Origin of the sequence: Protofrankia sp. Cas3 (assembly GCF_963555955.1) — a bacterium.
Lineage (GTDB): Bacteria > Actinomycetota > Actinomycetes > Frankiales > Frankiaceae > Protofrankia.
This window is the reverse complement of record NZ_CAUVXP010000164.1, coordinates 1-13,326: the sequence shown is the minus strand read 5'-3', so window position 1 is coordinate 13,326 and position 13,326 is coordinate 1. Positions and strand designations below refer to the sequence as shown.

Below are 13,326 nucleotides of genomic sequence, written 5' to 3'. Positions count from 1 at the left end.
CCGGCCGCGGACAAGCCCGCGCATACGCCACCTGCCGTAACGACGGCCATACGGACAGCACGGTGTGCGGGAACTGTGAACAGCTCGGCCGGCAACGTGTCGAACGCCGGGCCGGCCAATCCGGGATACTGGAGCGCAACCTTGAGCACCTCCCGTTCGACTGCCACCGCTGCGTCGTCCGCAGTGCCCTCGCGCGGCCGCAACCGCGCCGGGCGGGCGGGCGCGGAGCCACCACCGGACGCGTCACCGCCGCCACCGCGTACGGAGTGCTCTGCGACCCGCCGCACCACAAACTCTTCATCCAGAAAACCGAGCCAGTTGTCAAGGTTAACCGCATAACGGTGTCGCAGGCCCCGGTCTTTCAGCCTGTTAATCAGCGGCGCGACCGCGTCCAGCGCCGCCAGCCGTCCCTCGGTCGTGTCGAGGTTGAACTCGGCCAGTTTCCCGCGGATCGCGAACTCCACCAGCGGGACGCGCGCGGCGACGAGATCGCGAACCGCCTCGTCGCCGCGGGCCAGCCGCAGGTCGCACGGGTCCAGCCCGGACGGTTCGACTGCCACGAAGGTCTGGGTGACGAACCGCTCCTCGAACTCGAAGGCACGAATGGCGGCCTTGCGGCCGGCCTCGTCGCCATCGAAGGTGAACACGACCTCACCGCGGTGCTCGCTCTGATCCATCAGCAGGCGCCGCAATACCGTCACGTGCTCGCTACCGAACGCGGTACCGCAGGAGGCGACCGCGGTCGGGACGCCGGCGAGATGACAGGCCATCACGTCGGTGTAACCCTCGACGACCACGACCTGATACCGCCGGGCGATCTCCCGCCGGGCGAGGTCGGCACCGTAGAGCAGGCTGGCCTTCTTGAACAACGGGGTCTCGGGGGTGTTGAGGTACTTGGGTCCGGGATCGTCGGCGGCGAGCCGACGGGCGCCGAAGCCGACGACATCCCCGGCGAGGTCACGAATCGGCCATACCAGCCTCCGATGGAACCGATCGATGAGGCTCCCGCGACTGCTTTGTTTGGCCAGGCCGCCGAGGACGAGCTCCGCAGCGGTGAAGTGCCGGCCCATCAGGTGACGGGTCAGGGTGTCCCAACCTGCCGGCGCATAGCCGACGCTGAACCGCGACACCGCGTGCTGGTCGAAGCCCCGGGCCGTGAGAAAATCCCAGCCTTCGCGGGCGTCGGCTGCGTTCAGCCGTTCGGCGTAGAACTCGGCCGCCACGCGGTGAGCGTCAAGGAGCCGCTGGCGCTGGCTGGTGACCACGCGGCTGGTCACCCCGCCGCCTTCGTAGCTCAGGGTGATCCCAGCACGACGGGCGAGTCGTTCCACCGCCTCCGGGAACGACAGCGCGTCGATGGCCCGGACGAATGCGATCACGTCGCCACCGACACCGCAACCGAAGCAGTGGTAGGCGCCGACCTGCGGACGGACGTTGAACGACGGGGACTTCTCGTCATGAAACGGGCACAGACCGCGCAGCTGACCGCTGCTGACGGGACGCAGCTGTACATAGTCGCCGATGATGTCCGCGATCGGCGAACGGTCACGCACGGCGGCAACATCTGCGTCGCGGATGCGTCCGGCCATACGTCCCTCCCTGCATCCCGGGCGGGGTGTCGACGGGCCGGGGTCACACCGGGGTCCGCTGCCCCTGCACTGATGCCCTCGGCCTGTCACCGCCCCCGCGGGTCCGCCCTTTCCCCCGTGATGGTACTTGTCAACGGCGCCAAGGTGCCGATCTTCTGACCGACCGGCCACCGTCGATGACCCGGAGCGTTCGGCCTCCGGCGATGCGACAGAACCACGATCGCATCGCCTTTGGCCCTCTAGAGGGCGACCGGCCAGGGGCGCCCGGTCAGCTGCGCGTGCCGACGGCCGGCGCTCGCGTCGGTGAGGCGGGCGACCTGGTCGACGGCGACCCGCAGACGGGCCGCGTCATCGCAGGCGGCCAGCCAGGCCGGGCGCAGCAGGGGGTCGAGCGCCTGCGGTGCCCGCACGAGGAGCAGCGCGAGAAGCTCGGCGATGACCTCGCGCTGGCGGCGCTGCCGGACGTGCGCGTCGCGGCGGTCCATGACGAACCGGGCCGTCACCCCTTTGAGCAGGCAGCACTCGGCAACCGTCGCGGCGGGCACCACGAGGTCGGCGTGGTAGCGCCGCAGCGGACGATCGCCGTACGTCTGCCGGGTGGCCGCGACCGCGGCGACGCACAGCCGCGCGATCAGCTCGCTGGTCATGGCCCGCACGGCGCGCAGCGCGCTCGGCGTCGGCACCGGCCCCGCGACCCACCACGGCTGCCGCCGCAACCGGTCCAACGCCTCGTCAAGTGCGCTCTGCGACGCCGCCGGATAGCGGTCCGCGGTCGAGGCCACGAGATCGGCCCGCGCTCCGGAGTCCGCCAGCCGGCCCAGGTCGATCAGGCCGGCGACGACGCCGTCCTCCAGGTCGTGCGCGCTGTACGCCACATCGTCGGCCCAGTCCATCAGCTGCGCCTCCATACACCGTCGACCGGCCGGCGCGCCGTCGCGAACCCAGGTGAAAATTGCCATGTCGTCGGCGTAGACGCCGAACTTCGGCGTGTCGTCCCGCTTGGGCCAGGGGTACTTCAGCGACGCGTCCAGGGTGGCCCGGGTAAGGTTCAGACCGGCCTCCCGGCCGTGGACATCCACGATCTTGACCTCAAGACGGGTCAGCTCACGCAGGCTCTGGGCGTTTCCCTCGAACCCCCCGCAGTCGCGGGCAGCCGCGTCCAGGGCGCCCTCGCCGTTGTGACCGAACGGAGGGTGTCCGATGTCATGCGCCAGGCAGGCGGCGTCGACCAGGTCCGGATCGGCGCCCAGCGAACGGGCCAGGCCCCGGCCGACCTGAGCGGTCTCCAGGGAATGGGTGAGCCGGGTACGCGGGAAGTCGTCGTCGAACGGACCGACGACCTGCGTCTTGCCGGCCAACCGGCGTAGTGCGCTGGAGTGCAGGACACGCGCGCGGTCCCGCTCGAACCACGTTCGATCGTCGGGTGTACTCTTCTGTCGCTCCTCGCCCCAACGGACCACGTCGGACGCTTCGTACCACTCGCCGGCCACGGCGCCGAGCGTATAGGCGCGATTTCCATACGTCCGAGGTGCGAAGCGGCGATACTTTGTGGTCAGCCGTCCCAACTTCGGCCCGGAGGCCCGCCGTGGACAAGATCGTCAAATACGGTCTCATCGCGTTCGTCATCTTCTTCGTTGTCACCGCACCTGAAAGTGCGGCAAACATCATCAACCGGGCCATTGACGGTCTACACTCCGCTGGCAGCGGCTTCTCCAACTTCGTGACCGACACGGTCCTGTGAGGAGACGCGAGCTGTCGGTGCAATCCCGGCGACGGCGGTGGCCTTGGTGAGACTCCGGATCCCTGACCCCGCAGCCAGGGACGACAAGTACCTCGCCACCCGCGAACGACTGGTCATCATGGTCCGGATGCACTGGGCCGTTCTGCTGCCTGTCTTCCTTCAGACACTGGGCTCCATCGTGCTCGCGGTCCTACTCACGATCCTGCTCAGCGGGCTGAACCTCGGCAACTTCGTTGCCGCCCTCCCCTGGTGGTTCGCACTCTTCATGCTCTTTCGGATGCTGTGGCGTGTCGCCGACTGGCACTTCGACCACTTGATGATCACCGACAAGCGCCTCCTGAAGGTCTCGGGGATCTTTTTCCGCAAGGTGCAGACCATGCCCCTGGAGAAAGTGACAGATCTCACCTACAACCGGGACCCGATGGGTCGACTTCTCGGATACGGCGAGTTCATCGTCGAATCGGCCGGACAGGATCAGGCTCTATCAAAGATCCAATTTCTACCTCGACCGGACCGGCTCTATCTGACGATGTGCGACATGATGTTCGGGGGCGCGCCGGCGCCCAGCAGCTCCGACGACTGACAAGGCAGTACAAGGCAGTACAAGGCAGTACAAGAACAGCGAGACTCCCCTGCTACCGGGATGCCGGGCGCAGGGGAGTCTCGTCGTGTTCCAGTGCGTTGTGACGATCAGACCTGTGAAGATCAGCGCAGCAGGGTGCGGGCCGCCGCCACGATGTGGCTCGCCGAGATTCCCGCCGCGTCCAGCAGCTCGGTCGGCGTACCCGACCCCGGCAGGTCGCGGACGGCCAGGTGGCGCAGACGCACCGGCACATCGGCAGCGGCGAGTCTCCCCACCACCGCGCTACCGATGCCGCCCTCGGGGTAGTGGTCCTCGACCACTACCAGCCGGCCGTCGGTCGCCCGCGCAGCGGCCACCACCGTCGCCTCATCCACCGGCTTGACCGAGTAGAGGTCGATCACCCGTGCTGCAATGCCTTCGGCCGCGAGTGTCTCCGCAGCCGCCAGGCACTGGTGCAGGGTGACGCCGGCGCCGATGAGGGTGACCACATCGGCGTCCGACCGGCGCGGCACCTTCGAGCCCCCGACGGTGAAGGACTCGTCCGGACCGTAGATCACCGGGTAGGCACCACGAGTCGTACGCAGGTAGCTGACCCCGTCAAGATCGGCCATGATCTCAACAAGCTTGGCCGTGCTGGTCGCGTCACTGGGATACAGGACGGTCGAACCGTGCACCGCCCGCATCATCGCAAGATCTTCCAGTGCCATCTGGGACGGACCGTCCGCGCCGATCTCGACACCCGCATGCGAACCCGCCAGCCGGATGTTCGCCTGTGAGATCGCGGCCATCCGGATGAAGTCGTATGCGCGCGAGAAGAAGGCTGCGAACGTGGAAGCGAACGGAATGTAACCGCGTACCGACAGTCCCACCGCTGTCGCGACGAGCTGCTGCTCGGCGATGAACATCTCGAAGAATCGGTCCGGGTGGACCTTGGCGAAGTCCTCGGAGTGGGTGGAGTTGCTGACCTCGGCGTCCAGGGCAACCACAGCTGCCCGCGCTCCGACGGCGACGAGCGCTTCGCCGTATGCCTTTCGAGGTGCGACCTTCGCACCGAGGGGGTAGGTCGGCAGTTCGACCGTAACCGGGGCGGGCGCCGGCGGCCGCTCGATGGACGCCGGTGGCACCGCTCCCCGGACGCGCAGGTTGCGTTCGCCACCGAGTTCGGCGATCGCGCGCTCGGCCATGTCGGGCGGCAGCGCCTTGCCGTGCCATCCGTCGGCGTCGACGATCTCGGAGAAGCCCTCCCCCTTACGGGTGCGGGCGAGGACGACCACCGGGCGGTCAGCTTCGGCAGCCTCGGTCAGGACCTTGTCAATCGCGGCGATGTCATGCCCGTCGACCATGAGTGCCCGGCAGCCGAACGCCTCGACCCGGCGGGCGTAGGCGTCGAGGTCCCAGCCGAGCTCGGTTGCGCCACGCTGACCGAGGCGGTTGACATCCACGACCGCCGTCAGATTCGACAGCTGGTAGTGAGCCGCCTTGTCCAGCGCCTCCCAGATCGAACCCTCGGCCATCTCACTGTCGCCGCACAGCACCCACACCCGGTAGGGAAGTCGGTCAAGGAGTCGCCCGGCGAGTGCCACGCCGACCGCGTCCGGCAGCCCCTGCCCGAGCGATCCGGTCGCCACGTCGACCCAGGGAAGAATCGGCGTCGGATGACCCTGCAGGCGCTGGCCGAAACGGCGGTATCCGGTCATCAGTTCATGATCGGAAACCACGCCGACAGCCTTGAACATCGCATACAGCAACGGGGACGCATGCCCCTTGGAGAAGATCAGGTGATCGTTGGCCGGGTCGTCCGGTTTGTCCCAGTCATACTGCAGATGCCGTCCGAGCAGAACCGCCATCACGTCCGCGGCTGACATCGACGACGTCGGGTGGCCCGAACCCGCGGACGTCGACGATCGGACCGAATCGACCCGCAGTTGCTGAGCCAGTTCCCGGATCTGATCAAGATCGGTTGGATCAATCATGATCTCGGATTCGGGAGTTACCACGCCAGCCTCCTAATACGCCTGCGTATCCGTACATGGATATCCGCCGTACGTGCGCTCCCGCTGCCCCGACCGGTCCGCTGTTCCTGGACGGTCCAGGCCATACCCCGGGTCCCACAGTCCCGAACGGTACCAGCGGCAGAAGTTCACGACGGTGACGAACGGGCCATGGCTGGGGGGCCGTTCGCGGGACCGCAAGCACCTTCGTCCCGGCCGGAGCGCCCGCTAACCGCCCTGGCCTGCACGGTCCAGGATGGCCGCCCGGCCGGCTTCCAGCCGGGCGATCGGCACCCGGAACGGGGAACACGAAACGTAGTCGAGTCCGACCTGATGGAAGAAGTGCACCGAATCCGGGTCGCCACCGTGCTCGCCGCAGACACCCAGTTTGATCTCAGGCCGGATCGCACGCCCCTCCTCGACCGCGATACGCACGAGTCGGCCGATTCCATCGCGGTCAAGCGACTCGAACGGGGAGACGCCGAAGATCCCCAGCTCGAGATAGCGGGAGAAGAAGGAGGACTCCACGTCGTCCCGGGAGAAACCCCAGCCCATCTGGGTGAGGTCGTTCGTGCCGAACGAGAAGAACTGCGCGGCCTCGGCGATCTGGCCCGCGGTCAGGGCGGCCCTCGGTACCTCGATCATCGTCCCGATCAGCGCGGGAACATCGACCCCGGTCTCGGTCGCGACCTCGCGCAGCACCTGTTCAGCCTGGTCGCGGACGACCTCCAGCTCCTGGACCGCGGCCACCAACGGCACCATGATCTCCGGATGTGGATCTCCGCCGGCCCGGCGGCACTGCACGGCCGCCTCGGCGATCGCCCGCACCTGCAGGGCGAACAGACCCGGGATGAGCAGCCCCAGCCGTACCCCGCGCAGCCCCAGCATCGGATTCTGCTCGTGCAGCCGGCGGACCGCCTCCAACAGCGCGCCATCGCCGTCCGACACCGGCTGGCCAGTGGCGGTGGCGACGCCCAGGCGCACCGAGAGTTCGGTGAGATCCGGGAGGAACTCGTGCAGCGGAGGGTCGATCAGGCGGACCGTCACCGGCAGACCGTCCATCGCCGTGAAGATCGCAACAAAGTCGTCGCGCTGAAGCGGTAGGAGTTCAACCAGTGCGGCAGCGCGGGCCTCGGCGTCAGCGGCGAGGATGAGCCGCTCGACCAGCTGCCTGCGTTCACCCAGAAACATGTGTTCGGTACGGCACAGTCCGATGCCCGCGGCGCCGAACCGGCGGGCGCGGGCGGCGTCGTCGGCGGTGTCGGCATTGGCGCGCACGCCGAGCCGGCGGGCCTGATCCGCGTGGGTGATGATCCGGTGCACCGCGTCGACCAGGGGGTCGGTCCCGTCCGCGACCAGCGTCCCCTCGAAGTACTGGACAACCGGCGACGGCACCACCGGCACCTCGCCGAGGTAGACCGCGCCCGACGACCCGTCAATCGAGATCACGTCCCCTTCGCCGATGACGATGCCGCCCGGCGCGACCGCGCGGCGGGCCCGGGTGTCGACATCGATCTCCTCGGCCCCGCACACGCAGGTCCTGCCCATGCCGCGGGCCACCACGGCGGCATGGGAGGTCTTCCCGCCACGCGATGTCAACACGCCGCGCGCGGCAATCATGCCGTCGAGGTCGTCGGGGGTGGTCTCCCGGCGCACCAGGATCACCGGTGTACCGGCGGCGGCGAGCTCCACGGCCCGGTGCGAGTCGAAGACCACCTGACCGACGGCCGCTCCGGGTGAGGCGTTCATACCCTGGGCAATCTTCTCGGCCTGCCCCGTCAGCCCGAACCGGGGGAACATCAGCTGGGCGAGCTGGGCGCCGGTGACCCGCGTCACCGCCTCATCCATACTGATCAGGCCCTGATCCACGAGCTGGACCGCGATCCGGAAGGCAGCGCCCGCGGTACGTTTGCCCACTCTTGTCTGCAACATCCACAACTTGTTGCGTTCGACGGTGAACTCGATGTCGCACAGGTCCCGGTAGTGGTGCTCCAGAATCGTCATTATCTCGGTCAAGCGGGCGTACGCGGGTGGGTCGATGGACGCCAACGCCGTCAGGGGCAGGGTGTTACGAATTCCCGCGACGACGTCCTCGCCCTGCGCATTCTGCAGATAATCGCCGTAGCCGCCCTGCGCACCGCTGGCGGGATCCCGGGTGAATGCCACGCCGGTGCCCGAGTCCATGCCGAGGTTGCCGAACACCATGGCCACGATGTTGACCGCGGTGCCGAGGTCCGCCGGAATGCGCTCCTGGCGGCGGTAGAGACGGGCCCGCTCACCGTTCCAGGAGTCGAAAACCGCGCGGATGGCCGAATCCAGCTGTTCCCGGGGGTCCTGCGGGAAATCCCGCCCGGTCCGGTCCCGGATTATCGCCTTGAAGGTCTCGGCCAGAATCCGCAGGTCGGCTTCGTCGAGATCGAGGTCGCTCGTGGTCGCCCGTGCCTTCTTCGCCGCGTCCAGCGCCTGGTCGAACAGTTCGCCGTCCACGCCGAGGACCGTCGTGGCGAACATCGCCAGCAGGCGGCGGTAGGAGTCCCAGGCGAAGCGCTGCGAACCGGACTGCTTGGCCAGACCGGAAACCGAGGCGTCGGACAAACCGACGTTGAGGACGGTGTCCATCATCCCCGGCATCGAGAACTTCGCGCCCGACCGCACCGAGACCAGCAGCGGGTCGTCCGGCTGCCCCAGGCGCTTGCCCATCACCTGCTCAAGGGCGCCCAGGTGCGCGCTGACCTCATCGCGCAGCGCCGCGGGTTCCCTGCCATGCGCAAGATACTCGCGACAGGCCTCGGTCGTGATCGTAAATCCGGGCGGGACGGGAAGCCCCATGGTCGTCATCTCGGCGAGATTGGCACCCTTGCCACCGAGAAGATCTTTCAAGTCCTTGTTTCCCTGGTGGAAGTCGTACACATAGCTGCTCATGGCCGCCCTCTCGTCTCCCGTCCCCGCGAACATCCCCCGCGAACCGCCGTCACGAACCGCCGTCACGCACCGCCGTCACGAACCGCCGCCGCCCCGGCCGTGGCACGCCGGTCGGGAGCCGGGTCGGGAGCCGGTCGGACATCATGGATGGAGCATGATGCAGACTGACATACCCGGACCGACACCAGCGAACGAAAGGAAGGCGCCGTGCACGGTCGCCGAGTTCTCGGGCTCGTGCTTGCCGGTCTGCTCACGGTCGGTGTCATCGCTGTAGTCGTCGTCCCGCGGATCGGCTCCACGCCGAACAGCGGCGGAGTCAGTGTCCGTGCGCTGATCTCATCGGAAAAGCAGGCCTTCTTCTCGGACCCGGACGTGATTGCCGCCCTCGCCCGGGCCGGCTACCGCATTGAGATCACGTCCGCCGGATCGCGCGAGATCGCCACCACCCGCGACCTGTCCGGCTTCGACCTGGCCTTCCCGGCCGACGGGCCGCAGGCGGACCGCATCAAACGCGATCGGAAGATAACCGCGTCCTACGTACCCTTCTTCACGCCCATGGCGATAGCCACCTTCACCCAGATCGCGACGCTGCTGACCGCGGCAGGTATCAGCGTCACCGATGGCGACCATTACCTGTTCGACATGCGCAAGTACCTCGACCTGGTGGCAAAGGACACCCGGTGGTCGCAACTGCCGGGGAACGACGCAACTGCCGGGAAGAACGTTTATCCAACCGACAAGTCCATCCTCATCAGCTCGACGGATGTGCGGACGTCGAACTCGGCCGCCCTCTACCTGGCGATCGCGTCCTATGTGAGCAACAACGGGAACATCGTCACCGACGCCGGGACGGCCGACCGGATGACCAACATACTCGCGCCCCTTTTTCTCAAACAGGGCTACCTGGAGGCGTCGTCGCAGGAACCGTTCGACGACTTTCTGACGATCGGCATCGGGAAAACGCCGATGGTCATGATTTATGAGGCCCAGTTCAGTGCCCACGCGCTCGCGCGAGACGGTTCCCTGACCGGCAACGGCGAGAAGGTGCTGATGTACCCGAATCCGACCATCTACGCCAAGCACACCGTCGTCCCGCTCACGCCCGCAGGCGACGCGGTCGGGCGCCTGCTGAGCACCGACCCGGAGCTACAGCGCCTCGCCGTGCGGCACGGGTTCCGGACCGCGGACGCCGGCTACGGCCGGCAGTATGCCGCCGAACGGGGGACCAATCCCCCACCGCAGCTGGTCAACGTCGTCGACCCACCGAGCGCGGAGATATCCGAGCGAATGATCACCGAGATCGAGATGAAGTACCAGAAGGGCCCGGGTTGATGAACCTGCCACCGCCGACCCCGTCACCGGCCGCAGGCGGCCCCGGCACGCAACTGGTCCTGGTGCCGCCCGAGCCCGTCGCGCCGGTCGCGCCCGAGCAGGCCGGACCGGCCGTTGCGATCAGTGCCGAGGTGGCGTCGCGCCTGAGCAGCCAGGCGGTGGCCTTTGCCGACGCGCTGGTCGGCATCGACCCGAGCTCGCCTGGCTTCACCTCCAAGGTCGCCGCCGTGCACCGGATGGGCGAGAAGGAGATCCGCGCGTCGGCGGCGGTATCCAACCGGCTGCTGGACAAACCGACGCGCGCGATGAACTCGGGCGCCTTCGACGCGACGTCGTCGGTGTCGACCTCACTGGTGGAGCTACGCAGGGTGATCGACGACCTTGATCCGTCCAAGGTGAACCTGCTGGGCCCGAAAAAACTGCTCGGAATGATCCCGTTCGGGAACCGCCTGCGGGACTACTTCGCGTCCTATCAGTCGTCACAGACACATCTGGACGCCATTCTGCACGCGATGCAGAACGGCCAGGAGGAGCTGCGGCGGGACAATGCCGCGATCGAGCAGGAAAAGCACAACCTGTGGACCACCATGAGCAGGCTGCGCGAGTACGCCCAGCTGGCCTCGGACCTCGACGCCGAGCTCGTCACCCGGATCGACCGGATCGAGGCCGCCGACCCGGATCGGGCCCGAACGCTTCGCGAGGACGTCCTGTTCTACGTGCGGCAGAAGCACCAGGACCTGCTCACCCAGCTCGCGGTGAGCGCGCAGGGTTACCTGGCCCTGGATATGATCCGGCGCAACAACCTCGAACTGATCAAAGGTGTGGACCGGGCGAGCACCACGACCGTCGCGGCGCTGCGGACCGCGGTACTCGTCGCGCAGGCCCTGGCCAACCAGAAACTGGTGCTCGACCAGATCGCCGCGTTGAACCAGACGACCGAGCGCCTCATCGTCGGCACGTCCGAGCTGCTGCGGCGCCAGACCGTCGAGATCCACGGGCAGGCGGCGTCCTCGACCGTGTCGGTGCAGGCCCTCCAGCAGGCGTTCGCCAACATCTATGCCACGATCGACACGATCGACGGGTACAAGACCGCCGCCCTGGAGACCATGCGGACAACGGTGACGGCCTTGTCGCAGGAGGTGGGAAAGGCAGCCGCATATCTGGACCGGGCCGCCTCGACCGCTCCCGTCGAGATCGCGCCGGCCTCGTCAGCAGCCGGCGAACTGGAAATCTCCGGCGGCGGGCCGTGACCGGACGCCGTGTCCACACGGTCGCAATCGGCCTGCTCGCCGTGTGCGCGGCTGCGTTCACCCTGACCGCCTGCGGTTCCGGGTCGGGTTCCGGGTCGGGGTCGGCGTCTGGGTCGGCCCCCGGCCCCGGCAAGCCGGGTGTGCTGCGGATCCTCGCCGGCTCGGAACTGGCCGACGTCGAACCGCTGCTGGGCGACCTGCGCGCGGCCACCGGCGTCACGGTGCAACTGACCTACACCGGGACACTCGACGCCACCGATAAGATCATCAAACATTCCGCGGGCACGGACGCCGCCTGGCTGTCCTCCGACCGTTACCTGCGCCTGCTGCCCGGTGGCGCGCAGGCGGGCAGCGTCCGCACTCCGACCATGACATCGCCGGTGGTCCTCGGTATCCGGACCTCGCTCGCCACGAGGTTCGGCTGGACGGGTACCACCAGCGTCACGTGGGCGGACGTCGCCGCGAAGGTTGCCGCCGGCGAGCTGACGTACGCCATGACGAACCCGGCGGCGTCCAACTCGGGGTTCAGTGCGCTGGTCGGTGTCGCGGCCGCGCTCGCCGGGACCTCGGACGCGCTACAGGCCTCCGACATCCGCCCCGACGCGCTGACGTCGTTCTTCTCGGGGCAGACGCTCACCTCGGGCAGTTCCGGCTGGCTCGCGGACGCCTTCGTCGACAGGCCCCAGGAAGCCGGCGGTATGATCAATTACGAGTCGGTGCTGCTGTCGCTGCAACGCTCCGGCCGACTGCGGGAACCAATCACGATCATCTACCCCAAAGACGGCATCATCACAGCCGACTACCCCATGCTCCTGCTCGACCCCGCCCGGCGGGACGAATACAGCCGGGTGGTGACCTGGTTGCGCAGCCCGGATGTCCAGCGACGGCTGCAGACCACCACCAACCGCCGGCCGGCCGTCCCCGGCGTCGCGCTCGACCCGCGGTTCACCACGACCGCCCTGGCCGAACTGCCCTTCCCCGCCACCCAGGCGGTTGCCGATGAGCTGATCACCTCCTACCTCGACCATTTCCGCCGTCCGTCGCACGCGATCTTCGTACTGGACGTGTCCGGTTCCATGGCCGGCCGGCGCCTGGCCGATCTGCAATCCGCGCTGGCCGGGCTCGCCGGTGCCGACACCTCCCTGTCCGGCCGGTTCACCCGGTTTCGTGACCGTGAAAAGATCACACTTGTGATTTTCAACGGCTCGGTCGTCGGGTCACGCGACTTCACGGTGACCGACACCGGGGCATCCTCGCCCGATCTGGCCGCGATCCGCTCCTACATCACGAGCCTGCAGGCCAACGGGGGAACGGCCATCTACTCCGCGCTCGCCGATGCCTACCGCCGCGCGTCCGATGCGGTCGCCGCCGAGCCCGGCTACCTGACGTCGATCGTCCTGATGACGGACGGTGAGAACAACGCGGGCCTGTCAGCTGGTCAGTTCCGCGCCGGTTACCAGGCCCTTCCCCCGGCTGCGCGAGCCGTCCGCACCTTCTGCATCATCTTCGGCGAGGCACGTCCGGACGACCTGCGCTCGATCGCCACCGACACCGGTGGCGCGACGTTCGACGCACGGACATCCCCGCTGACCGACGCGTTCAAGGACATCCGTGGCTACCAGTGACCCCGGGTCCGCCATACCCGGTGGCGGCACCGGTGAGAACCGGGCCTCCTGTCAGGGCTGTCAGGGCTGTCAGGGCTGTCAGGGCCGGCTCGGATGACGGCGATCCGGCTGCCGCGGCCTGACCCACCGCCGCCTCCTCCCGCCAGGGGAACCCGGGAAAAGGCGCTGACGTGGATCGGATCGCTGAAGAACATCGCCGGGTGCGCCGGCGCGCTCGGCGGGTTGGGGCTGACCGCCGCCGGCGTGGTCGGATCACCGCAGTGGCCGTTGGTCGTAGCCGCCATGTATGCGAT

General features: G+C 68.0%; 9 protein-coding genes and 1 pseudogene. 6 read left to right on the top strand and 4 right to left on the bottom strand.

Features of this window, described 5'->3' with window-relative positions; all coding sequences use genetic code 11:
* Nucleotides 1-1,589, bottom strand: a 1,589-nt coding sequence (gene dnaG / locus U9983_RS22830; RefSeq protein WP_322755982.1) for a DNA primase, incomplete at its 3' end; no start/stop codon positions are given.
* Between the two features lie 239 nt (nucleotides 1,590-1,828).
* On the bottom strand, nucleotides 1,829-3,079 hold the full coding sequence (locus U9983_RS22825) for a deoxyguanosinetriphosphate triphosphohydrolase (RefSeq protein ID WP_322755981.1): 1,251 nt from the start codon (nucleotides 3,077-3,079) through the stop codon (nucleotides 1,829-1,831).
* A 95-nt stretch (nucleotides 3,080-3,174) separates the two neighbouring features.
* Between U9983_RS22825 and U9983_RS22820 the strand changes: the two genes are divergently transcribed.
* The gene (locus U9983_RS22820) at nucleotides 3,175-3,330 is read left to right on the top strand and encodes a hypothetical protein (protein WP_322750235.1); all 156 of its coding nucleotides are present in this window, start codon (nucleotides 3,175-3,177) and stop codon (nucleotides 3,328-3,330) included.
* 43 nt (nucleotides 3,331-3,373) lie between these two features.
* Nucleotides 3,374-3,913 (top strand): PH domain-containing protein, encoded by a 540-nt coding sequence (locus tag U9983_RS22815; RefSeq protein ID WP_322755980.1) that lies wholly within the window; start codon nucleotides 3,374-3,376, stop codon nucleotides 3,911-3,913.
* Between the two features lie 122 nt (nucleotides 3,914-4,035).
* On the opposite strand, the gene U9983_RS22810 is transcribed toward U9983_RS22815, so the two are convergent.
* Nucleotides 4,036-5,910 carry a transketolase gene (locus tag U9983_RS22810; protein ID WP_416211490.1) on the bottom strand — a complete coding sequence of 625 codons (1,875 nt, stop codon included), beginning with the start codon at nucleotides 5,908-5,910 and terminating at the stop codon, nucleotides 4,036-4,038.
* 222 nt (nucleotides 5,911-6,132) lie between these two features.
* Nucleotides 6,133-8,826, bottom strand: coding sequence for a pyruvate, phosphate dikinase (ppdK, locus tag U9983_RS22805; protein WP_322755979.1), 2,694 nt, complete (start codon nucleotides 8,824-8,826; stop codon nucleotides 6,133-6,135).
* A gap of 207 nt (nucleotides 8,827-9,033) precedes the next feature.
* Here ppdK and U9983_RS22800 point away from each other — a divergent pair, with 207 nt between their 5' ends.
* The 4 genes and pseudogenes from U9983_RS22800 to U9983_RS22785 form a co-directional block, all read left to right on the top strand.
* Nucleotides 9,034-10,158 carry a hypothetical protein gene (locus U9983_RS22800; RefSeq protein WP_322755978.1) on the top strand — a complete coding sequence of 375 codons (1,125 nt, stop codon included), beginning with the start codon at nucleotides 9,034-9,036 and terminating at the stop codon, nucleotides 10,156-10,158.
* On the top strand, nucleotides 10,158-11,408 hold the full coding sequence (locus tag U9983_RS22795; RefSeq protein WP_322755977.1) for a toxic anion resistance protein: 1,251 nt from the start codon (nucleotides 10,158-10,160) through the stop codon (nucleotides 11,406-11,408). Before U9983_RS22800 ends, U9983_RS22795 begins: the two co-directional genes overlap by 1 nt.
* Nucleotides 11,405-13,033, top strand: coding sequence for a substrate-binding domain-containing protein (locus tag U9983_RS22790; RefSeq protein ID WP_322755976.1), 1,629 nt, complete (start codon nucleotides 11,405-11,407; stop codon nucleotides 13,031-13,033). The genes U9983_RS22795 and U9983_RS22790 overlap by 4 nt, the downstream gene beginning before the upstream one ends.
* Before the next feature lie 93 nt (nucleotides 13,034-13,126).
* Nucleotides 13,127-13,326, top strand: a pseudogene (locus U9983_RS22785) (hypothetical protein); the annotation flags it as partial.